The following is a 21489-nucleotide window of genomic DNA, read 5'->3' as shown; positions in this document are numbered from 1 at the left end:
CCCCGGACGAGCGTCGTCCGGGGCCCCACTCACGTACGTCCTACCGCCAGGAGCGGGCGCGCAGCGGCATCCCCGAGGTGCCGGTGTCCGGGGTCCTCACCGCCAGCACCTGGTTCACGCCGATGCGGTTGCGCTCGAAGGCGAGGGCGGAGGCGGCCATGTAGAGCCGCCAGACCCGGGCCCGGCCGGGGCTGGTGAGCCGGACCGCGTTCGGCCAGTTGGCCTCCAGGTTGGCGACCCAGCGGCGCAGCGTGAGCGCGTAGTGCTCGCGGAGGGACTCGACGTCACGGACCTCGAACCCGGCCGCCTCCAGCCCGCTCACGGTCCCGCCGATCGGAGCGAGCTCGCCGTCCGGGAAGACGTACGCGTCGATGAACTCGTCGATCTCATAGGCAGATTCGTTGTCCCACGGCCGACGACCGATCTGGTGGTTGAGGAGCCGTCCGCCCGGTTCGAGGAGGGCGAACAGATCCCGCGCGTACTCCAGATAGCGGTCGCTGCCGACGTGTTCCGCCATACCGATGGAGGAGATCGCGTCGTACGGACCGTCGGTGACGTCGCGGTAGTCCTGGACGCGGATCTCGATCCGGTCGGTGAGCCCCTCCTCCGCGACGCGCTTGCGGGCGTACGCGGCCTGTTCCTGGGAGAGGGTGACGCCGACGACGCTCACGCCGTGCTCGCGGGCGGCGTGGATGGCCATCGAACCCCAGCCGCAGCCGACGTCGAGCAGCCGCATGCCCGGCTTCAGATCGAGCTTGCGGGCGACGAGCCCGAGTTTGTCGCGCTGCGCGTCCTCCAATGTGCCGTCCGGGGATTCCCAGTAGGCGCACGAGTAGACCATGGACGGCCCGAGGACGATCTCGTAGAAGTCGTTCCCGACGTCGTAGTGGTGGCTGATCGCCCGTCTGTCGGTGCGCTTGGTGTGCAGGTGGGAGTGCCTGCGCACCTCCTCGCGGGGCGGGGCGGGGGGCAGTGGCGGGCCCGCCATCCGCACGAGCCCCCGCACGGCGGCCCGCACCTCGGGATCGCGCAGGGCCTCGCGCAGGGTCCGGGCGTCCTCGCCGCGCTCCCACACCAGCTCGGCCATGACGTCCAGGACGGCGTACAGATCACCGTCCACCGTCAGGTCCCCGGCGACCCAGGCACGGGCCATGCCCAGTTCGCCGGGCTTCCAGAGCAGTCGGCGCAGGGCCCGGCGGTTCCGTACGACGAGTACGGGGCTCTCGGGCGGTCCCGCCTCCGAGCCGTCCCAGGCGCGAATGCGCACCGGGAGCGGGGCTCCCAGCAACTGCTCCATCAGCGCCTTCAGCCGCAGCGCCGCGTCCTGCATGACGCACACCTCCGTGATGACGGATCCCACAGACTCCAACACCACGTAAACACCAACGGGCCCGATGCGCAGTCCCGCCAAAGCGTTACATCTGGGCAAAATACATGCAGGCAACACGCAAACCGCGGAGCCGAACATGCTGGTAGTCAGCCCCTCCGGCGTTTGAGGAGCGGGGGTTCGGGGGCGGAGCCCCTGAGTAAGGGGTGGTACTGGGCAGGGGCGGCGGGGGCGAAAAACCCCGAAGGGGGCCTCCCGCACCACGGATGGCGGGAGACCCCCTTCGGGGTGAAGCGGGTGACCGGAGGTCAGGAGGCCTTGGCCTTCTCCTCGGTCTTGGCGGCCGAAGCCGCGGACACCGGCTCGGCCTTCGCGGCAGCCGCCGGCGCCGGCTTCGCGGCCTCGTAGAACTCCTCACGCGGAGTCTCCATGGCCCCGAGCGACACGACCTCACGCTTGAGGAACATCGCGAGAGTCCAGTCGGCGAAGACGCGGATCTTACGGTTCCACGTCGGCATGGCCAGCCCGTGGTAACCCCGGTGCATGTACCAGGCGAGACGGCCCTTGAGCTTGATCTTCATCTTGCCCATGACGATCATCGCGACGCCCTTGTGCAGGCCGAGCCCGGCGACCGCACCCTTGTTGGCGTGGCTGTACTCCTTCTGCGGGAAGCCCCGCATACCGGAGATCACGTTGTCACCGAGGACGCGGGCCTGCCGCAGCGCGTGCTGCGCGTTCGGCGGGCACCAGGCGTTCTCGTTGCCGGCCTTGCGGCCGACGAGGTCCGGCACCTGGGCGTTGTCGCCGGCGGCCCAGACGTGGTCCGTGCCCTGCACCTGGAGCGTGGTCTGCGTGTCCACGTGACCACGGGGACCGAGCGGCAGACCGAACCGGGAGAGCACCGGGTTGGGCTTGACGCCGGCCGTCCACACGATGGTGTTGGAGTCGACCTCGAGGCCGTTCTTCAGCGCCACGTGGCCGTCGACGCAGGAGTCCATGGAGGTGGAGAGGTAGACCTCGACCCCACGTCCTTCGAGGTGCTCCTTGCCGTACTGGCCGAGCTTCGGGCCGACCTCGGGAAGGATCTTGTCCGCGGCGTCGACGAGGATGAACCGCATGTCCTCGCGCGACACGTTGTTGTAGTACTTGGCCGCGTCCCGGGCCATGTCCTCGACCTCACCGATGGTCTCCGCACCGGCGAAGCCACCGCCGACGAAGACGAAGGTGAGCGCCTTGCGCCGCACGTCCTCGTCGGTCGTGGAGTCGGCCTTGTCCAGCTGCTCGAGCACGTGGTTGCGCAGGCCGATGGCCTCCTCGATGCCCTTCATACCGATGCCCTGCTCGGCGAGGCCGGGGATCGGGAAGGTGCGCGAGACCGCGCCCATCGCGATGACGAGGTAGTCGAAAGGCAGCTCGTACGCCTCACCCACGAGGGGGGCGATCGTGGCGACCTTGCGGTCCTGGTCGATGGTCGTGACCCGGCCGGTCAGAACTTCCGCCTTGGGCAGCACGCGTCGCAGCGGGACGACGACGTGCCGAGGCGAAATGCTGCCGGCGGCTGCTTCGGGGAGGAAGGGCTGGTAGGTCATGTACGACCGGGGGTCGACGACCGTGACGGTCGCCTCGCCATAGCGCATCTTCTTGAGAATGCGCCGAGCTGCGTACAGGCCTACGTACCCACCGCCTACTACGAGGATCCTGGGACGCTCCGTGGTGCTCATGCCACCGAGTATCCACCTGCCCCAGGGGGGTCGCTCGTGCGCCCCTTCACAAGCTTCTTTACACCCTCTGCTACACTGCGCGGCCCACGTGAGCGAGGTCATGGTCGGACAGGGGAACCAGCGCCTGGTGCGGGCCGTTGTCAATGCCGCGTGAGCTGCCGCTCCGGCCGTTCGACCCCTCCGAACCAGCCCCCTTTTTCATACGATCGCAGCACTCGCGGAACACCCTGTTGATCATGTTCCGGAGCCGCTCGGGGCTCCCGCGAGACTCGTAGGGACGAAAACCTCGCCCAGCAGGCACGATTCTCTTGTGAAGAAGTTCACGAACTTTTCCGACGAGGCGTTCCCAAGGCTGTTTCCAACCCCCTCCAGAGGCCGCCCGAGCCGCTCATACGTCCTCCGACCTGCTCACCCGAGGGGCAATCCAGCCCGACCCTGGCCGCGTGTACACATATGTGCGTACACTGACGTCATGACCGAGGACACCGTGACCATACGGGAAGCCCGCGCCCATCTCGCGGACCGCATCAACCTGGCCGAGGAAGGCACCCCGACGGTAATCACTCGCAACGGCACTCCGGTGGCGGCCGTGGTACCGATCGCGGATTTCGAAGCCCTGGAAGAGGCGGCCGACGTCATGTTGGCCCGAGAGGCCGAAGCGGTCCTGGCCGAGAACGGCCCCACCGTGACCATGGCCGAGCTGCTGGCAGATCTGTTCACCGAGCGCGGTGAAGGCGCCGCGTGAAGTACGCGTTCCGGTTCACCACGGCGGCGCAGCGGCAGCTGAGGGACATCGCTCGGCTCGACGCCATGCGCATCCTGACCGCGCTGACCGCACTCGGCGACGATCCGTACCGTGAGGGTGCCGACGTCAAGAAACTCACCGGCACATCGGGGCTCTACCGGCTCCGGGTCGGCAACTACCGGGTCGCCTACCAGGTGGAAGACGGTGAACTCGTCATCCTCGTCGTCAAGGTGGGCAACCGCCGCGACATCTACCGCAACCTGTGAGGCGCGCGGGTCCTCACGGACCCGCGCGCCTTGAGCCGCCCGGCTCCACCGAGGATCGCCGCTTACCGCATCATCACGACTTGAGTGCCGTATGGAAAGCGATGCCGTCGAGGATGTCGTGTTCGCTCACGACCACCTCGTCCGCGCCGGTCCGCTCCATGATCGAGAGCAGTACGAGGGCGCCGGCGCCGATGACGTCGACCCGGCCCGGGTGCATCGAGGGGATCGCGGCACGCTCCGCGTGGGTGGCGGACAGCAGCCGCTCGGTGATCTCTCGGACGCGGTCGTAGGAGACCCGGGAGTGGTGGATGGCCTCGGAGTCGTACTCCGGGAGGTCCTGGGCGATCGCCGAGACGGTGGTCACGGATCCGGCGAGCCCGACGAGCGTACGGGCCTCGCTCAGCGGCACGGACTCCTCGGCGAGGTCGAGGGCCGCCTCGATGTCGGCGCGGATCGCCTCGATCTGCTCCGGGGCCGGCGGGTCGCTGACCACGCCGTCGCGTACGAGGTGCCGTTCCGTCATCCGTACGCAGCCGATGTCGACCGAGCGGGCGGCGCGGACGTGGTCCTCGCCCACGACGAACTCTGTGGAGCCGCCGCCGATGTCCACGACGAGGTAGGGCTTGGCCAGGTCTTCGCGGCCCCTCAGCTCCTTGGTGGCGCCCGTGAACGAGAACTCCGCCTCCTGGTCGCCGGAGATGACCTCGGGCTCGACGCCCAGGATGTCGAGGACTCCTCGTACGAACTCGTCGCGGTTCTCGGCGTCGCGGGAGGCGGAGGTCGCCACGAAGCGGAGTCGCTCCGCGCCGTGTTCCTTCACGATCGCCGCGTACTCGCGGCAGGCCGCGAAGGTGCGCTCCAGTGCGTCCGGGGCGAGGCGGCCCGTCCGGTCGACGCCCTGGCCCAGCCGGACGATCGTCATCCGCCGGTCCAGGTCGACGAGTTCGCCCGTCGCCGGGTCCGCGTCCGCGACGAGGAGGCGGATCGAGTTGGTACCGCAGTCGATGGCGGCGACGCGAGTCATGAGTGGTGGTCTCCTGTTGCGATCGTGGCTCCGGGGGCGCCCGAGCATTTTCTCGCCCCCGCCGCCCCTACCCAATCCCGTCCCTTACTCAGGGGCTCCGCCCCCGAACCCCCGCTCCTCAAACGCCGGAGGGGCTGAAGACTTCGCGGCCCGGGCCGACACATTCAGCCCGTCGTGGGGGTCCCCCGCTCGAGCGAAGCCGAGAGTGGGGGAGTTTGAGGACGAGGCCGTTCAGGCCGATAGCGGGTGCGGAATCACGCCTCGGTGGCCACCACGCACGCCCCCTTGCGCCACCACTCCGGCAGCAGCGCGAGCGCCTCGTCCCCCAGGGGGTTCACTCCCGGCCCGGCGGCCAGGGAGTGGGCGACCAGGACGTGGAGGCACTTCACCCGGTCCGGCATACCGCCCGCGCTCGGAAAGCCCGCGAGCACCTCGATGGAGTCGCGCCGGGCGATGTAGTCCTCGTGCGCCGCCCGGTACGCGGCCGCCAACTCCGGATCCGTGGCGAGCCGGTCGGTCATCTCCTTCATGACGCCGTTCGCCTCCAGCGTCCCGATGGCGGAGGCCGCCCGGGGACACGTCAGGTAGTACGTCGTCGGGAAGGGAGTCCCGTCCGGCAGCCGGGGGGCCGTCTCGACGACGTCCGGCTGCCCGCACGGACAGCGGTGCGCGATCGCGCGCAGCCCGCGCGGCGGCCGCCCGAGCTGCTGCTTGAAGGCCTCGACGTCCGCGTCGGTGGGCTCGGTGCGCGGGGTGGGCGGCGGGGGCGTTTGCATGCCTGTGCGTAAGTCTCTCTGGTCAGTTCGGTTCAGGTCACTGAGGGGATCGCTGGGCGGCTCACCTGTCGGCGGCGTCCGCCTTGTCGACGCCGTCCCAGACGTTGGCGTACCAGGCCCGGTCGGCCGCCGTCTGATCCGTACGCGTCTTCTTCGCCGCGTCGGGGTCGATCACGATGTAGCCGGTCTCGCCCGGCATCACGTAGTGCAGCCGCTCCCGGATGCGCTGCTCGGCGTACGCGTCGTCCTGCCACCGCGCCTTGAGGTCGCGCAGCTGCTCGACCCGTTGGCGGGCCTGCTTCCGCTCGCGCTGGAGATCGGCGACCTCGGCGCGCTGGGAGACGTACTGCCTTATGGGATAGGCGAGGGCCACCACGAGCGTGCACAGGACGAGGGCGAGGAGTGCCGCCCGGCCGGTCAGCCGTGAGCGGCGGGCCTGCCGCTTGGTCTGCGAGCGGTAGACACGGGCGGCGGTCTGCTCACCGAGCAGCCGCAGCCTGGTCGAGGTGGAGAACCGGTCGCGGTCCTTCACGGCCATCTGTCCCGCCTCCCCGGTACAAACCCGTCGAGCACATCGAGCCCGTCGAGTGCATCGCGTACATCGAGCCCGTCACGTACGTACGTCCCCGCACACGGTACGGGACCGAGTACGGGGACGTACGTACGACGGGGCTGTCACCCCGGCCGAAGGGCCGTGCTCAGCCCTTGAAGCGCGGGAAGGCCGAACGGCCCGCGTACACCGCCGCGTCGTCGAGGATCTCCTCGATGCGCAGCAGCTGGTTGTACTTGGCGACGCGGTCCGAGCGGGCCGGGGCGCCGGTCTTGATCTGGCCGCAGTTCACCGCGACGGCGAGGTCGGCGATCGTGACGTCCTCGGTCTCGCCGGAGCGGTGGGACATCATGCACTTGAAGCCGTTGCGCTGGGCCATCTCGACGGCGTCCAGCGTCTCGGTCAGCGAGCCGATCTGGTTGACCTTGACGAGCAGGGCGTTGGCGGAGCCCTCCTCGATGCCGCGGGCGAGGCGCTCGGGGTTGGTGACGAAGAGGTCGTCGCCGACGATCTGGACCTTGTCGCCGAGCTTCTCGGTGATGACGTTCCAGCCGGCCCAGTCGTCCTCGTACAGCGGGTCCTCGATGGAGACGAGCGGGTAGGCCGCGACGAGCTCCTCGTAGTACTCCGTCATCTCGGCGGCGGAGCGCTCCTTGCCCTCGAAGAGGTACTTGCCGTCCTTGTAGAACTCGGAGGCGGCGACGTCGAGCGCGAGGGCGACCTGCTGGCCGGGAACGTAACCGGCCTCCTTGATCGCGTCGAGGATCAGGTCCAGGGCCTCGCGGTTGGAGCCGAGGTTCGGGGCGAAGCCGCCCTCGTCGCCGAGGCCGGTGGACAGGCCGCGGCTCTTCAGGACCTTCTTGAGGGTGTGGTAGACCTCGGCGCCCCAGCGCACGGCCTCGGAGAAGGACTCCGCGCCGATCGGGGCGATCATGAACTCCTGGATGTCGACGTTGGAGTCGGCGTGCGACCCACCGTTGAGGATGTTCATCATCGGGACCGGCAGCAGGTGCGCGTTCGGTCCGCCCAGGTAGCGGAAGAGGGGGAGGTCGGACGCCTCGGACGCGGCGTGGGCGACGGCGAGCGAGACGCCGAGGATGGCGTTGGCGCCGAGCGAGCCCTTGTTGTCGGTGGCGTCCAGGTCGATCATCGCCTGGTCGATGAGGCGCTGCTCGGTGGCGTCGTAGCCGACGAGCTCCGGGCCGAGCTGCTCGATGACGGCGAGGACGGCCTTCTCGACACCCTTGCCGAGGTAACGGTTGGGGTCTCCGTCACGGAGCTCAACAGCCTCGAAGGCACCGGTGGAGGCGCCGGACGGAACGGCGGCACGACCCGTGCTGCCGTCGTCGAGGCCGACCTCGACCTCGACGGTGGGGTTGCCTCGCGAGTCGAGGATTTCCCGGGCTACGACGACGTCGATGGACGGCACGAGCATCTCCTTCTGGGATGTGACGCAAGCTGTTCCGGGCCGAAGGCCCGGTTGGGCGCGACCTGTGGTGGCCCCGCAGCATGAGCCTAACCGGCTGCCGCGGTTCGGCCAGCCCTCGACCGCCTCATGGACAGAACCGAGAGTAAATTGTTTCCGAACGGAACAAAGCGAGAGGGAGGCGCGCGGGAAGTACAAGGGGAGCGCGGGAACGAAAAAAGCCCCGCCCCGGTGCGTACGGGGGAACACGCACCGGAGCGGGGAGCCCGTGGGGGACGGGGGGGTGCCCTCACGAGGCCTCCACTATGGGGGACACGGATGTGAGGGCGCTGTGGTTCAGCCGCGATTCGAATATGGACCGGAGATCCGGCCGAGGCTGAGCGGCCAGGGCCTCGGCCTGGACATGTCGTCCGGGCGATCGAAGTGGGGGTCGCGGCCGACGGGGGTCAGCTGAGGTGCAGCTGCTGGCCCGGGAAGATGAAGTCGGCGTCGTCGACGATGTCGTCGTTCAGCTTGTACAGCTTCTGCCAGCCGCCCTTGACGTTCTCCTTCTCGGCGATCTCGCTGAGGGTGTCACCCTTGACGACCTTGTACTCGCCGTCGCCCTTCTCGACCTTCTTGCCGGTCGGGGTCTCGACGGTCTTCTTCGCGGTCGAGCGCTCCTGGGAACGCGAGGCGCGCTCCTCGGAGGACTTGGTGCTCTGCTGCTGCTGAGACTGCGAGGTGCTCTGGCCGGAGTTGCCCGAGTTCGAGGAGCCGGAGCCCGAGGGAGCCGGGGCGCCACCGGTCGAGGCGCCGGACAGGCCCACGCCACAGCTCGGCCAGGCGCCCTTGCCCTGGCCCGCGAGGACCTTCTCAGCGACGGCTATCTGCTGGGACTTGGAGGCCTGGTTGGCCGTGGAGGCGTACGCCGAGCCGCCGTACGCGGCCCAGGTGGAGGCCGAGAACTGCAGGCCGCCGTAGTAGCCGTTGCCGGTGTTGATCGACCAGTTGCCGCCGGACTCGCACTGGGCGACGGCGTCCCACTCGGAAGCGGTGGCGGCGGAGGCTCCCGTGGCGCCCATCAGCGGGACGGCGACGGCCGCGGTGGTGACACCGGCGAGCGTGGCGATACGGGTGGCCTTGGACGGGCGGCGGTGCTTGCCCTTGCCGGAAAACAGCATGAAGTGATCCCCTCACCGACGCCTGCGAGGTGAGCTGTCGGGTTCGGGCCGAGTGAGTTGCCCGGCCACGTGACACTGCTGTCACGCGGCTTAACCCCAAGCCGTACCTGGCCTCGACGACCGGGTCCGGCACTTACCTTGGGTCCCCCGCTCCTGCCTACGGCGCTTGACGCGACGACTGTTCCCGTACGGCCGTTGGCAGGATTCGGCGTTGCGACCGTCGGGGCTCACCAGTGGCGAGCGGTCACGACCGTAGACACGCGATCCGCCGAATTTCAAAGACGATCAAGGTCTTGAGATCCATGTCTCACTTTCGCCAAATCGGACATTCAGCGCGAACTGCCGCTGTTTTTAGCCCGATTCGACGCCTTGATGACCACATGGCACACCGCGCGGACCGCTACTTGTCCGCCGTCTGCAGGCCTTCCACGTCGAGGCTCTGACCGGGGATGATGAAGTCCGGGTCGTCGCCGACGGCTTCCTTGTTCTCGGCGTAGAGCGCCCGCCATCCGCCCTTGACGCCAAGGGAGTCGGCGATCCCCCAGAGACTGTCTCCGGAACGGACGGCGTACGAGCCCTCGGCGGCGACGCGCGACTCGCTGTCGCTGCGCGAGGCATGCCGTCCGACGGAGTCGTCCGCACGGGAGTCGGTGGCGCCTTCGTCGGCGCTGCCGCCGCGGTGACGGCCGGAGCCGCTGTCTTCCGCGCCGGCGCTCTCGCTCGCCTCGGCCGAAGGCTCGCCGCTCTGGGACGACTTGTCCGGGTCATCACTCTTCGCGGTGGCGTCCGCGGAGGAGCTGTCGGAATCCTGTGAGTCCGCGCTGTCGCCACTGCCGGTGGACGACTTGGGCGAGTCGGACGAACCGGATGAATCAGATGAACCAGACGTGTCGGAGTTCGTCCCGTTGCCGCTGTCCCCCATACCCAAGCCGGACAACGGAGTGGAGGATTCCTCCGCGACTCCCGTGTCGGCGTCGGCCGAGTCGGAGTTCTGCGTCAGGCCCGCGACGAGTCCGCAGGTCGCCCAGGCGCTCGTGCCCTGCTTCGCGAGGATCTTCTCGGCGACGGCTATCTGCTGCGAGCGGCTGGCCTGGTCGGCGCTCGGCGCGTAGTCGAGGCCGCCGTTGTCCTCCCAGGTCTCCTGGGTCATCTGGAGGCCGCCGTAGTACCCGTTGCCGGAGTTCGCGCTCCAGGAGCCGCCGCTCTCGCACTCCGCGACCGCGTCCCAGGTGGTACCGCTGGCGGCGCTCGCGCCGGTCGCGCCGAGCAGAGGAATCGCGATGGCCGACCCGGTCACGCCCGCCGCGACGAGGAGAGCCGGAGCCTGACGGGGGCGACGGTGACGACCGTTCCCGGAGAGCATGCGGTTGCCTTTCGCGTGACAGCAAGGACTGCGCACAGCGCACAGCCGATGACTGCGCTTGTGACTTCTGCGACAGGCGGGACCGGTCGCATTGATGGGTGAACGTATAGGCAGTCGAACTCTTGTCACAAGTCGATGCAGCGCAGATCACGTGAAGATCACAAAGTTGACGGAGTCTCATGTTCCGTCGACCCCGTCTGCTAGTCAGCCGCTAGTCCGTACGCACCTTCACCGAAGGGGCGAACTCCACCGGAAGCGTGCGCAATCCCCTCATGATGAGACCCCCACGCCACCGCAAATCGGCGGAATCGCCCACGAGTTGCAGGTCGGGGAGCCGGGTGAGAAGCGTGGCCAGCGCGGTCTGGCCCTCCAGCCGGGCCAGTGGTGCGCCGAGGCAGTAGTGGATGCCGTGGCCGTAACCGAGGTGCTGGTTGTCGCGGCGGGAGAGGTCGAGGGTGTCGGGCTCGGCGAACCGGGCGGGGTCGCGGTCTGCGGCGGCGAGCACGACGAGTACGGGGTCGCCGGCGGCGATGTCCTGCCCGCCGATGCTCAGCGGCTCGGTGGCGAACCGCCAGGTGGCCAGCTCCACCGGCCCGTCGTAGCGGAGCAGTTCCTCGACACCGGTCGCGAGAAGGTCCGTACGGCCCGCCGCGAGGGAGTCCTGGAGCCGCTGCCGCTGCTCGGGGTGGGTGAGCAGGGCGTACGTGCCGTTGCCGATCAGGTTCACGGTCGTCTCGAACCCGGCGAACAGGAGGATGAAGGCCATGGCGGCGGCCTCGTTCTCGGTGAGGTGCTCGCCGTGGTCGGAGGCCCGGATGAGACCGGAGAGGAGATCCTCGCCCGGGGCGGCCAGCTCCGTCAGCTCCTCGCGCTTGCGGTGGATGAGCTCGGCGAGATAGCCGCGCATCTTCTTCACGGACCGGGCGACACCCCCGCGCGGCCCTCCCCCGTGCCGGATCATCATCCCGGCCCAGTCCCGGAAGTCGTCCTGGTCCTCGCGCGGGACGCCCAGCAGATCGCAGATGGCGTAGATGGGGAGCGGGAACGCGAACTCGTGAATGAGGTCGGCCTCTCCCTTCTCCACGAACCCGTCGATGAGCCGGTCGGTCAACTCCTGCACGCGGGGCGCGAATTCGGCCACCCGCCGAGGAGTGAACGCCTTGCTGACCAGCCGCCGGAGCCTGGTGTGGTCCGGTGGGTCGATGTTGAGGAGGTGCGTCATCAGCTCGGCCTTGCGCTCGCCGGGGATGCCGGTCTTCCCCTTCGCGTGCGCGGGCTCGTCGTGATGGGCGGGGTTCTTGCTGAGCCGGCCGTCAGCGAGGGCCTGCTTGGCATCCGCGTACCGGGTCACCAGCCAGGCCTCGACCCCGCTGGGGAGTTTCGTCCGATGCACGGGGGCGTGCTCCCTGAGCCAGGCGTACGCCGGGTAGGGGTCGGTCGCGAACTCCCAGGTGAAGAGTTCCGGGGCAGGCTCCCCCGCGGGTGGCTGAGCAGGTGTTTCCGTCACCCCTCGACCGTATCGGGAGGGGTGGTGAAAGCGGGCCCGGTATCGTCGCGGCCCGACGCGGCCGCTCTCCGAGCCGGGCTCCGCTCCGCGGCTTGCGCCGGTTGTCCTAGAACGTCCTTGAATCACCTGCTCCTTGCCCCCACGAGCCGGAGACTCCATACATTCGCGCCCGTGGACCCCGATCTCCTCCGGACCAGTTTCGCGGTCGTCGAAAGACGAGCCGAATTCGCGGCCAAGTACTTCTACTCGCACCTCTTCTGGCACCACCCCGATGTCCGCGCCCTGTTCCCGCTGGACTTCCCTCAGGACATGGAACGTCAGCGGGACCGTCTGTTCGCCGCGCTGACGCTCGTCGTGGGGCGGCTGGGGGAACCGGGGATGCACGAGTACCTGTGGGAGCTGGGGCGGGACCACCGGAAGTATCTGGCGCGGCCGGAGCACTACGCGGCGGTGGGCACGAGCCTGATCGCCGCGTTCGCCACCGTGTCGGGGGCCGCGTGGAACACGGAGGTGGAGAAGGCCTGGGACGAGGCGTACGCCGTGATCGCGGACGCCATGATTGACGGCGCGTGGGAGGCGGAGAGCCGGGGGGAGCCGCCCTGGTGGGACGCCGAGGTGCTCGGCCGTACCAGGCACGGGGACGACCTCGCCGTGCTGAAGCTGCGCCCCTGCCGCCCCCTCCCCCACCTGCCCGGCCAGTACGTGAGCGTCAACAGCCCCCGGATCCCGGGCGTCTGGCGCCCCTACTCCCTCGCCAACGCGCCGCGTTCCGACGACACCGTCGACTTACACGTCAGTCTCGTCGAGGACGGCGTCCTGTCCACCGAGCTCGTCCGCCGCACCCGCGAGGGCGACGTCCTGCGGCTCGGTGCGCCCGGTGGGCGGCTGACCCTGCGTACGCCGGTGGAGCGGCCCGTCACGTTCATCGCCGCGGGTACCGGCTGGGCTCCGGTGAAGGCGCTGCTGGAGCAACTGGCGTGGGAGCCGGGCTCGTACGACGAGGCACGGCTGTTCGTGGTCGCCCGGGACACGGCGTACCTCTACGACCGGGCCGCGCTCGGGGAGTTGTGCACGCGGCTGCCGCATCTCGACGTCACCGTCATCACGCCCGCGCCCGGCCGTCCGAGAGCCCAGGCCACCGGTCGGCTGCTGACGGCTCTGGGCAATCGGGCCAACTGGGCCCGCCACGACGTCTATCTGGCCGGTCCGCCCGGGCTGGTCGACGAGACCACCGAGGTCCTCCCCGTTCTCGGCGCGGACCCCGAGCGCGTCTTCTGCGACGACCTGCCGCCCACCGACCGGGATCGGGCCCGCCCGCTCGGCCCGGGCGAATGGCTTCTCCACCGGCCCCGTCCGCACTGGCACAACCCGTCGGCGCGCGCGCCGGACTGAGAACCTCAGCACGGGAGCCCGACCGGCTCGCTCCTAGCCCTCACTCGCCCGTATCGCGTCCCGGTAGGCCCGCGCCGCCGCTCTGAGTGCCGCCTCCGGGTCCACGCCGTTCGTCTCGGCGTGGACCGCCAGCGCCAGTAGTTCGTAGCCGACGCCCTCGCCCTGGGGCAGGGGCACCTCAAGTCCCGCCGTGCGGGCGCGGGATGCCAGCTTGGCGGCGAGTGCGAGGCCGGGCTGGCCGAGTGGGACGCCTTCGGTCACGGATGTCCGCTGCTTCTCGACGGCCTTGGTGCGCAGCCAGTGCTCCTTGACCTCCTCGGGGGTCGAGGCGGTCTCGTCGCCGAAGACGTGCGGGTGGCGGTGGATGAGCTTGGTGACGATGCCGCCCGCCACGTCGTCGATGGAGAAGGGCTCGTCATCGTCCTCCGGGCCGCCTTCCTCGGCGATCCGGGCGTGGAAGACGACCTGGAGCAGGACATCGCCGAGCTCCTCGCGCAGTTCGTCGCGGTCGCCCTCCTCGATGGCCTCGACGAGTTCGTACGCCTCCTCGATGCCGTATTTCGCCAGGCCCTTGTGGGTCTGCTGGGACGACCATGGGCACTCGGCGCGGATGCGGTCCATGACCTGGACGAGGTCGAGGAGGCGGGCGCCCGGGAGGTCGTACGACGCGGGGAGCAGTTCGAGGTCGGGCATCTGGACGCGCCCGGAACCGGCCAGCCGCGCCAGGCCGTCGGTCAGGCGCGGTTCGCCCTCGCCGGTGGCCACGACGACGACCGTGTGCCCGCCGGCGCAGCTGTCGACCAGGTCCTCGGCGGTCGGCGCGGTCTCGTCGACCTGGATGCCCGCCTCGCGCAGATACGGCAGCTGGGGGTGCGTGCCGTCCGCGCACAGGACGCGGTCGGCGCCGTGCAGCGCCTGCCAGGCAGGCCAGGACAGGAGGCCGGGCGCGACTCGGTGGCTGGTGGTGAGCAGGACGATGCGCCCCGGGCTGGATGCGTTCACACACCGAACGTAACCCACGCCACTGACATCAAGGTCACGTGCTGTGAACAGGGCAAGCTCACATGCCGTGAACAGCGCAGGGTCACGACGGGGCCGGACCGGTCACGACATGGCGGGACCGGTTACGGCATGGCCGGACCGGTTACGCCGTCTCCTTGTTTCCCGCCGCGGTGACCTCGCGCAGCCAGGGCAGCTTGGCGTCGACGCGGCTGCTCTTCTCCACGTCCCAGTCGCCGTAGCGCGGGTTCAGGTCGACGTCCATCTTCTTGGAGGCCTTGGACAGCGCCTCCCAGAAGGCGGGCTGGCTGGTGTCCGTGCCGAGTGCGGCGGCGAGCTTCTGGGCCTCGATCTGGACGCGGAGGTTGTCGTCGAGCCGCTCGGGCGCGACCCCGTACTGCTGGAGCCAGGCCACTTCCAGCGCCTTCGCGTCGCCCGCCTGCTTCTCCAGTTCGCCGCGGAAGCGCTGGACCTCCTTGCGGGTGACGGTCACGCCCGCGTCCTGTGCGGCTTGGTGGAGGACGCGGTCGAGGACCATGCCGTGCAGGGTGTCGCGGGTGAGGCCGCCGGACTTGGCGATGGCCTGTTCGTACTGCGCTTCGCCCGTGGTGGCCGCCTGCTGCGCGGACCGTACCTCGTTCACCCGGTTCTCCAGCTGGGAGACGGTGATGCGGTCGCCGCCGACGACGGCCGCGGCACCGGGATGCGCGTCGTTGCCGCAGGCGGTGAGGAGGGGGGCCGCGGTGACGAGCGCGGCGGAAAGGAGGAACGCGGTGCGACGGCGGCGGTGCAAGGAGACCTCCTGGTGGGAGCTTGTGCGGCAGTGCACAAAGTCTTGCGGTGATCGATGGTAGGCAGGGGACCGGCTCTCGGCCACCCATTCGACCCAACGATTCGCCAGGACTTCGGGCACCGTCCGCGGGCCGTCTCCATCCACACGCCGCACAGTGGCCTCGGCCGGTGGTCGCGGGCAGGTGGTCAGCCGCGGACCTGGCCCAGCCACTGCAGGGTCCGGCTGATCTCCGCGACCAGCGGATGGCCGGGGCCCCGCAGCCGGTCGACGTCGTACTGGAGGCGGGCCAGTGTGTCGTGGGCGGCGGCGCGGTCGCCGAGGGCGAGCAGCAAGTGGCCGATGCGGCGGCGGACCTCGAAGGAGAGCTCGGCGTCCTGGGCGACGTACTGGTTCTCGTAGTACGGGAGCAGCGCGCGGTACTCGGCGAGCGCGGCGGCCGGTTCGCCGAGCTGTTCCAGGCACTGGGCGGCCTCGTAGCGAAAGCGCAGGGACTGCGGGTCGGCCTGGCCCGCCTCGGCGGCGCGTTCGTCGGCGAGGAGGCGCAGTTCGGGCAGGGCGCGGCGGTACTGGCCGTCGTCCAGCAGCGTGGCCGCGTACTGCTTGCGCAGGGTGCGGACGACGGGTGAGTGCTCGCCGTGCTGGGCGGCGGCGGCCGGGAGGATGCCGCCGAGGATGTCGACGGCCTGCGTGATGCGGCCCTCGCCGAGGAGGCGCTTGACCTCGTCGACGGCTCCCGCGACGTCGGGCTTCTCGGCGGCCGGGGTGGCCTGTGGCTGGGCCGCGGGGGTCCGGGCGCGGTCCGGCCAGGGGGCGTGCGGGCGCAGGAAGGGGCGCGTGGGGTCGAGCGGGCCGCCGGACGGGATCCCGCGCGCGGGAAGCAGCGGCAGCAGTTGCTCGTACGTCTCCTGGGCGGAGTCCGGGCGGTGCTGCGGGTCCTTGGAGAGCAGCCGCAGGACGAGGGCTTCGAGCGCCTCCGGGACCTCGGGGCGCAGGCGGCGGACCGGCAGGGGCGGTTCGTAGAGGTGGCGGTGGAGCACGCCGAGGGCGGTGGAGCCCGAGAACGGCACGTCCCCGCTGAGGAGTTCGTGCATCAGCACCCCGAGCGCGTACAGGTCTGTGTACGGCCCGACGGCGCCGCCCATCGCCTGCTCGGGGGCCATGTAGGCGGGCGAGCCGATGGGTGAGCCGGTGTGGGTGAGGCGGGTGGTGTCCGTGTCCATGACGGACGCGACGCCGAGGTCGAGGACGGTGACCGTGCCGTCCTGCTTGACCATCACGTTCCGCGGTTTGAGGTCGCGGTGGACGATCGGCACGGCGTGCACCGCGGACAGCACGGCGCACAGCTGGGCGGCGACCGAGACGGCCCACTGCCAGGGGTAGGGGTCGTGTTCGGCGAGGTGGTCGGAGAGGTCGGCGCCGTCGACGTACTGCATGACGAGGAACAGCTCCTCGCCCTCGCTGCCCGCGTCGTGGACGGTGACCAGGCCGGGGTGGTCGACCTGGGCGGTGACGCGGCACTCGCGCACGAAGCGGCGGCGCAGTTCGTCGGCCTCGGCGCCCGCGACCTTGTCGGGGCGCAGCAGTTTGACGGCGACGCGCCGGTCCAGGCGCTGGTCGTACGCCGTCCACACCTGGCCCATGCCGCCCTGTCCGATGAGCGTGGACAGTTCGTAGCGGCCGGTGATCACACGTCCCGACGCCACGGTCACCTGCCGTCCTCGTGCTTGCGGAGATAGTCACTCAGCTCGTCGAGCTCGGCGCGCACCTGGTCGATCCGGGCGGGCGCGGGACGCTGCGGCTGGGGCGGCGGGGTCGGGACCGGTGTGCCGGGCTGGGGTGTCGGCGTCGTCGGGGGCACCGGGGTGTGCGGGCCCGTCGAGGCGGTGTACGGCGACTGCTGCTGCGGGTAGCCGTACACGGGCGCCGGGGGCTGCTGGTGCTGTGCGTAGCCCGTCGGCGCGTAGCTCAGCTGGTGGAAGTGCTTGATGTCCGCCGCGAGGTAGTACGAGATCACGACCACGAGCGAACCGAAGAGCAGGGCGAGGCCCAGCCAGCCGCCGACGGTGTGGATCTCCTTGCCGGGCTCGGTGCCGATCAGGACGAAGCCGAGGATCTCGGCCGCGAGCGTGGCCACGAACAGACCCCAGTCCAGCGACTTCCGGGTCACGAGTGCCAGGCGCAGCATCATCGTCCAGCCGAGCAGGCCGAAGCTGCACACCGAGATCACCACGAAGAACACGCGCAGGAAGACCAGCAACCCGGTCGAGGGTGGCGGCTTCACCGGCTGCGCCTGGCCGTGGCCTTGCATGGTTGCTCCTGGAGACCTGATGGGGACGGACGAAGGTCGGACGGACAACGGACGGAGGTCGTACGGAGGACGAACCTACGAGTTGGAAGTCCGAGCGTATAGGCCGACAAGGACAACTGGTCCCGGGTTGTACCGAACCGTTGTCGTGCTGATCGCTCCGTACGTCCCAGCCGTCTCAGCCGGGCTCGACCGTGCCGTCCGTCAGGCCGTCGTACATGCCGCGCACCAGTTGTTCGCCGAGGCGGCCGGCCAGCCGTAGCGCCTCCTCGAACTCGGCGAGCGCCCGGAACCGTTCGCCGTACGTGCGCTGCTGGTCCAGTGGCAGCCGGGGCACCTGGAGGCGGCGTACGTCGAGCCGGGTCGCGGTGGACGCGTAGCTGCTGGCCTGGCGGTTGTTGGCGGTGCCGCGCAGGAAGCCGGCGAGGAACCACGGGTCGATGGCGGCCGGGTCGGGCCGCAGCAGCGCGAGGTTGCGGCCGAGGGCGGCGCCCGCGGTCGCCGCGTCGACCACGCGCGCGATGGCGCCGCCGCCGAGCACGGGGACGACGACGTCTCCCGGCTCGGTGAGGACGGGTTCCTCGTCGCTCTCGGGCAACGTTCCGGAGGGCGCTGTTCCGGCGAGGACGTCGTGGTCGGTGAGAACGGGCACGCGCGCGTGGCCGCCGTTTCCGCCCGTACGCAGCTGGAGTGCGCCCCCGCGCGCGAGTTCGCCGATCGTGGTGAGCGGCCAGCGGGTGGGCGGGCGCGGGTCGGCCGCGGGCGGGGTGAGGTCGCCGGTGAGGCGGAGGGTCTCGCCCAGGCGGTCGCGTACGTCGGCCAGTTGCTCGGCGCCGCCACCGGCCGCGGGGGGCGGCAGATGGCGGGCCGGGGCGAGGTCCACGTCGTCGTCGAGAAGTTCGATGACCGGCACCGAACGGCTGAGGCCCGGCTGTTCGGGCGCGGTACCGGTGCGGTCGAAGGGGCGCCAGGCGTCGAGGACCGCGGTGCGCACGGACTGCCAGTCGAGGCCGCCGCGGCCGTCGGCCGTGAACACACCGGTGTCGGCGAGCAGCACCTCGGGCTGCGCGGGCTGCGCCGTGAGGGCGGGCCTGCGCAGCACCCACAGGTGCAGCGGGAGGTTGTACGGGGGTGCCGCGCCCGGCGGCAGGGCGATCACCGCGCGCAGGGCGCCGCGGCGCAGCAGGTCGGCACGGATGCGGCGGCCGGAGCGGCGGGACGCGGCGGCCGGGGGCATCAGGAGAACGGCGATGCCGCCTTCCCTGAGGCGGGCCAACGCGTGCTGGACCCAGGCCAGTTCGGACTCGGTGCGGGCCGGGAAGCCGTACTCCCAGCGGGGGTCGTAGGCGAGTTCGTCGTGGCCCCAGTTGCGCTCGTTGAACGGCGGATGGCAGAGGACGGCGTCGGCCCTGAGGGTGCCGTACGCGTCGCCGCGGAGGCTGTCGGCGACGGCGGTGCGCACGGTCGTCACGGTGGCCTCCGCGTGGAGGGCGAGGCGCAGTGCGGTGAGGGCGGCCAGTTCGGGGGCGCTGTCCTGGCCGTACAGGTGCTGGTCCTCGATGCCCAACGCGCCCTGCGCGGCGGCCACCGCGCGCAGCAGGGCGCCGGTGCCGCACGCCGGGTCGAGGACGGTCCCGGCGGGGCCCGCGAGGTCGGTCATCAGGGCGGCCAGGCCGGTCGGTGTGAGCGTGTACTGGCGCGGGTTGGCGTCGAGGTGCCTCCCGAGCAGGAACTCGTACGCCTTCCGGGTGCCCAGCTCGGCCGCGAGGTCGGCGGCGCCGCGCAACAGGGGTGCGGACGGGCGCAGTTGGGCCGCGGTCGGCGTGTCCACGGCCCGTTTGCGGACCAGGCCGAAGCGCGGGGTGAGGACCTGGTCGAGAGTCGCGGGCAGCAGTTCGGCGAGGCGCGCGTCGGAGCCGGCGCTCAGCTCCAGCCAGACCGTGGGGCGGTCGTTGACGAGCAGGAGCGCGCAGCCGACGTGGACTAGGGCGGTGACCGGGCCCTCCGGATGACCGGCGAGCTGCTGCCATACGCGCTCACGCAGGGGCACTTCGGCGAGCTTGCCCTGGGTGCGCAGCCAGGTCTCGACCTCGGTGAGCGCGAAGGAGGGGCTGGTCTCGGTGCCGCCGACGGGTTTGGGGAAGTCGGCGTGGCGGCGGCGCCAGTTGCTGACGGCGGCCCGGCCGACTCCGGCGAGCCTGGCGATTCCGGCAGCGGTGACCTCTGTCGCGTTGTCCTGCACCCGCCCGGCTCCCCTCGTCCTGGTGTGTGGCGTCGAGCATACCGACGTACGAGGCAATCACCGATTCACGGCCGTGTACTCACTCATCCTTGTGAATCGTGTTGACTCGGTTCACAGGCTCTGCTGTGATTGACCCATCGGATGAACGGCCGCCGAAAGCGGCGGCCGTCACCTCTGGGGAGGGGACTGTCATGGGCGCCAAGGGCAAGATCGCGCTGGGGGTTGTCGTGGGTGTCGTCGTCATCGGCGCGGTGTCGGCGAACGCGGGTGACGACGGGGACAGCGGTTCCGGCGGCAACGGCAAGGACTCCGCGGCCACCGCGGACCGGGAGTCCGGCACGAAGTCCGACGCCGAGGGGGACGGGGGCACGAAGAAGGACGCCAAGGCGGACAAGGCCGAGAAGAAGGTGGCGTTCCAGGGCGACGGCGACTTCGAGGTCGGCACCGACGTCAAGCCCGGCACCTACCGGACCACGGGCAACACGGACGACCTCTGCTACTGGGAACGCTCCAAGGACGCCTCGGGCGAGATGGACTCGATCCTCGCCAACGACAACGTCAGCGGCACCAGCTACGTGACGATCCCGGCGGGCGACAAGCTCTTCAAGTCCAGCGGCTGCAAGGACTGGGAGGCCGTCGACGCGAAGGCCACCGGCACACCGGCCGCGCTGGTCAAGGGCAACGGCGGGATGTACAGAGTCGGCGCCGACATCGCTCCCGGCACGTACAGGTCCACCGGCAACACCGACGACCTCTGCTACTGGGAGCGGTCCAAGGACGCCTCGCACGGCATGGAGTCGATCCTCGCGAACAACAACGTGTCCGGCACGGCCGTCGTGACCGTCGCCGCCGGCGACGCGTACTTCAAGACCACGGGCTGCAAGGACTGGAAGAAGACCGGCTGACGTCAAGCGCTGACGCCACTCGCCGCCGTCCCCGCTGCCCGGCCCGCGCCCGCGTCCGCCGAAGGTGCGCCCGCGTGCCTTGTCCTCCACCGCTCTTCGCGCCCTTGCGCCTTCGCGCCTTCGCGCGCCTCTCCTCTTCTCTTCACCTCGACACGTCAAGGAACTGTCATGCGTCGCACCGCACTTGCCGCTCTCTGCCTCGCCGCCGCGGCCGCCGCCTCGCTCACCGGCTGTCTGCCCGGGGAGGAGAAGGCGGACAGCAAGCCGAAGGGCCCGTTCGCCGGGCAGACCGGCGGCGAGATCGCCGACCAGGCCGTGAAGGCCACCTCGAACGCCTCGTCGCTGCGCATGAAGGGCGACATCAAGGACGACGACGGCAGCCGCGTCGGCCTGGACATGGCCCTCGACAGGAAGGGCGAGTGCGCGGGCACGATGAGCGCGAACGGCCAGGGCAAGGCCGGCCTCGTCAAGACCGACGACACCCTCTACATGAAGTACGACGAGAAGTTCCTGCGCGCCCAGAGCGACGGCGCGTCCGAGGAGGAGACCGACGGAGTGGTGGCCATGCTGGCCGGCAAGTGGACCAAGATGTCCGCGACCGGTTCGGACGCCAAGGACATCGCGAGCTTCTGCGACCTCGACACCGTGCTCGCGGACTTCAAGGACGTCGGCTCCGACGCCACCCGCGGCAGGACGACCACGGTCGACGGCACCCCGGCGATCGTCCTGCACGAGAAGGACGGCAAGGACACCTACACGCTGTACGTCGCCACCGAGGGCAAGCCCTACCTGCTGAAGGTCGTCAGCAAGTCCGCCGAGGACCCGGGCACCGTCACCTTCGGCGACTTCGACACCCCGGTCCCGGCCGAGAAGCCCGCGGGCAAGGTCATCGACCTGGCCGAGATGGGCGGCTGACGGAACACCGCCCGGGCCGTCGGACGCCGAGGGGGCCGACGGAGCGGACGGAAGCCGAGGGGGCGTGCCT

At 70.3% G+C, this 21489-nt stretch carries 19 protein-coding genes and 1 riboswitch; of the genes, 5 read left to right on the top strand and 14 right to left on the bottom strand.

Annotated elements, in window-relative coordinates; all coding sequences use genetic code 11:
* Window positions 1–40: 40 nt before the first annotated feature.
* Window positions 41–1330 carry a class I SAM-dependent methyltransferase gene (locus ACH4YP_RS05290; RefSeq protein ID WP_361060986.1) on the bottom strand — a complete coding sequence of 430 codons (1290 nt, stop codon included), beginning with the start codon at window positions 1328–1330 and terminating at the stop codon, window positions 41–43.
* A gap of 305 nt (window positions 1331–1635) precedes the next feature.
* A complete protein-coding gene (locus ACH4YP_RS05285) occupies window positions 1636–3048 on the bottom strand; it encodes an NAD(P)/FAD-dependent oxidoreductase (RefSeq protein WP_398489501.1) in 1413 nt (470 codons plus the stop codon).
* A gap of 472 nt (window positions 3049–3520) precedes the next feature.
* On the opposite strand from ACH4YP_RS05285, the gene ACH4YP_RS05280 reads away from it, so the two are divergent.
* Complete coding sequence (locus ACH4YP_RS05280; RefSeq protein ID WP_351362702.1) at window positions 3521–3793, top strand: type II toxin-antitoxin system Phd/YefM family antitoxin; 273 nt, start codon at window positions 3521–3523, stop codon at window positions 3791–3793.
* Window positions 3790–4059 (top strand): type II toxin-antitoxin system RelE/ParE family toxin, encoded by a 270-nt coding sequence (locus ACH4YP_RS05275; RefSeq protein WP_361060982.1) that lies wholly within the window; start codon window positions 3790–3792, stop codon window positions 4057–4059. The genes ACH4YP_RS05280 and ACH4YP_RS05275 overlap by 4 nt, the downstream gene beginning before the upstream one ends.
* 73 nt (window positions 4060–4132) lie before the next feature.
* On the opposite strand, the gene ACH4YP_RS05270 is transcribed toward ACH4YP_RS05275, so the two are convergent.
* The 7 genes from ACH4YP_RS05270 to ACH4YP_RS05240 form a co-directional block, all read right to left on the bottom strand.
* Window positions 4133–5083 (bottom strand): Ppx/GppA phosphatase family protein, encoded by a 951-nt coding sequence (locus ACH4YP_RS05270; RefSeq protein ID WP_361060980.1) that lies wholly within the window; start codon window positions 5081–5083, stop codon window positions 4133–4135.
* 254 nt (window positions 5084–5337) lie between these two features.
* Window positions 5338–5859: a DUF501 domain-containing protein gene (locus ACH4YP_RS05265; protein ID WP_361060978.1), complete on the bottom strand. Its 522-nt coding sequence runs from the start codon at window positions 5857–5859 to the stop codon at window positions 5338–5340.
* A 61-nt stretch (window positions 5860–5920) separates the two neighbouring features.
* Window positions 5921–6397: a septum formation initiator family protein gene (locus ACH4YP_RS05260; protein ID WP_398489500.1), complete on the bottom strand. Its 477-nt coding sequence runs from the start codon at window positions 6395–6397 to the stop codon at window positions 5921–5923.
* 160 nt (window positions 6398–6557) lie between these two features.
* Window positions 6558–7838: a phosphopyruvate hydratase gene (eno, locus tag ACH4YP_RS05255; protein ID WP_192583040.1), complete on the bottom strand. Its 1281-nt coding sequence runs from the start codon at window positions 7836–7838 to the stop codon at window positions 6558–6560.
* Between the two features lie 443 nt (window positions 7839–8281).
* Window positions 8282–8998 carry a transglycosylase family protein gene (locus ACH4YP_RS05250; protein WP_361060975.1) on the bottom strand — a complete coding sequence of 239 codons (717 nt, stop codon included), beginning with the start codon at window positions 8996–8998 and terminating at the stop codon, window positions 8282–8284.
* 4 nt (window positions 8999–9002) lie between these two features.
* A riboswitch (cyclic di-AMP (ydaO/yuaA leader) is annotated at window positions 9003–9173 on the bottom strand.
* A 225-nt stretch (window positions 9174–9398) separates the two neighbouring features.
* The gene (locus tag ACH4YP_RS05245) at window positions 9399–10361 is read right to left on the bottom strand and encodes a transglycosylase family protein (protein ID WP_398489499.1); all 963 of its coding nucleotides are present in this window, start codon (window positions 10359–10361) and stop codon (window positions 9399–9401) included.
* A 211-nt stretch (window positions 10362–10572) separates the two neighbouring features.
* Window positions 10573–11868, bottom strand: a complete 1296-nt coding sequence (locus tag ACH4YP_RS05240) for a cytochrome P450 (protein WP_398489498.1) — start codon at window positions 11866–11868, stop codon at window positions 10573–10575.
* 171 nt (window positions 11869–12039) lie between these two features.
* Between ACH4YP_RS05240 and ACH4YP_RS05235 the strand changes: the two genes are divergently transcribed.
* On the top strand, window positions 12040–13260 hold the full coding sequence (locus tag ACH4YP_RS05235; protein WP_398489497.1) for a globin domain-containing protein: 1221 nt from the start codon (window positions 12040–12042) through the stop codon (window positions 13258–13260).
* A gap of 33 nt (window positions 13261–13293) precedes the next feature.
* Here ACH4YP_RS05235 and ACH4YP_RS05230 read toward each other — a convergent pair whose 3' ends face one another.
* The 5 genes from ACH4YP_RS05230 to ACH4YP_RS05210 form a co-directional block, all read right to left on the bottom strand.
* On the bottom strand, window positions 13294–14280 hold the full coding sequence (locus tag ACH4YP_RS05230) for a nucleoside triphosphate pyrophosphohydrolase (RefSeq protein ID WP_398489496.1): 987 nt from the start codon (window positions 14278–14280) through the stop codon (window positions 13294–13296).
* Between the two features lie 124 nt (window positions 14281–14404).
* On the bottom strand, window positions 14405–15052 hold the full coding sequence (locus ACH4YP_RS05225) for a SurA N-terminal domain-containing protein (protein WP_361060966.1): 648 nt from the start codon (window positions 15050–15052) through the stop codon (window positions 14405–14407).
* 185 nt (window positions 15053–15237) lie between these two features.
* Window positions 15238–16719: a protein kinase gene (locus tag ACH4YP_RS05220; RefSeq protein WP_361061028.1), complete on the bottom strand. Its 1482-nt coding sequence runs from the start codon at window positions 16717–16719 to the stop codon at window positions 15238–15240.
* Between the two features lie 38 nt (window positions 16720–16757).
* The gene (locus tag ACH4YP_RS05215) at window positions 16758–17360 is read right to left on the bottom strand and encodes a hypothetical protein (protein WP_361060964.1); all 603 of its coding nucleotides are present in this window, start codon (window positions 17358–17360) and stop codon (window positions 16758–16760) included.
* Between the two features lie 175 nt (window positions 17361–17535).
* On the bottom strand, window positions 17536–19599 hold the full coding sequence (locus ACH4YP_RS05210) for an N-6 DNA methylase (protein WP_398489495.1): 2064 nt from the start codon (window positions 19597–19599) through the stop codon (window positions 17536–17538).
* A 191-nt stretch (window positions 19600–19790) separates the two neighbouring features.
* On the opposite strand from ACH4YP_RS05210, the gene ACH4YP_RS05205 reads away from it, so the two are divergent.
* A complete protein-coding gene (locus ACH4YP_RS05205; RefSeq protein ID WP_398489494.1) occupies window positions 19791–20504 on the top strand; it encodes a hypothetical protein in 714 nt (237 codons plus the stop codon).
* A 168-nt stretch (window positions 20505–20672) separates the two neighbouring features.
* Window positions 20673–21419, top strand: coding sequence for a hypothetical protein (locus tag ACH4YP_RS05200; protein WP_398489493.1), 747 nt, complete (start codon window positions 20673–20675; stop codon window positions 21417–21419).
* Window positions 21420–21489 lie beyond the last annotated feature (70 nt).

Source organism: Streptomyces sp. NPDC020747 (assembly GCF_044334695.1).
GTDB lineage: Bacteria > Actinomycetota > Actinomycetes > Streptomycetales > Streptomycetaceae > Streptomyces.
This window is presented reverse-complemented; position numbering and strand designations above follow the sequence as displayed.

What these genes read in the sequence shown, in the direction of transcription:
- ACH4YP_RS05290 (WP_361060986.1), bottom strand. Translation starts at nt 1,330, where the DNA reads ATGCAGGACGCGGCGCTGCGGCTGAAGGCGCTGATGGAGCAGTTGCTG.
- ACH4YP_RS05285 (WP_398489501.1), bottom strand. Translation starts at nt 3,048, where the DNA reads ATGAGCACCACGGAGCGTCCCAGGATCCTCGTAGTAGGCGGTGGGTAC.
- ACH4YP_RS05280 (WP_351362702.1), top strand. Translation starts at nt 3,521, where the DNA reads ATGACCGAGGACACCGTGACCATACGGGAAGCCCGCGCCCATCTCGCG.
- ACH4YP_RS05270 (WP_361060980.1), bottom strand. Translation starts at nt 5,083, where the DNA reads ATGACTCGCGTCGCCGCCATCGACTGCGGTACCAACTCGATCCGCCTC.
- ACH4YP_RS05265 (WP_361060978.1), bottom strand. Translation starts at nt 5,859, where the DNA reads ATGCAAACGCCCCCGCCGCCCACCCCGCGCACCGAGCCCACCGACGCG.
- ACH4YP_RS05260 (WP_398489500.1), bottom strand. Translation starts at nt 6,397, where the DNA reads ATGGCCGTGAAGGACCGCGACCGGTTCTCCACCTCGACCAGGCTGCGG.
- ACH4YP_RS05250 (WP_361060975.1), bottom strand. Translation starts at nt 8,998, where the DNA reads ATGCTGTTTTCCGGCAAGGGCAAGCACCGCCGCCCGTCCAAGGCCACC.
- ACH4YP_RS05245 (WP_398489499.1), bottom strand. Translation starts at nt 10,361, where the DNA reads ATGCTCTCCGGGAACGGTCGTCACCGTCGCCCCCGTCAGGCTCCGGCT.
- ACH4YP_RS05215 (WP_361060964.1), bottom strand. Translation starts at nt 17,360, where the DNA reads ATGCAAGGCCACGGCCAGGCGCAGCCGGTGAAGCCGCCACCCTCGACC.
- ACH4YP_RS05205 (WP_398489494.1), top strand. Translation starts at nt 19,791, where the DNA reads ATGGGCGCCAAGGGCAAGATCGCGCTGGGGGTTGTCGTGGGTGTCGTC.
- ACH4YP_RS05200 (WP_398489493.1), top strand. Translation starts at nt 20,673, where the DNA reads ATGCGTCGCACCGCACTTGCCGCTCTCTGCCTCGCCGCCGCGGCCGCC.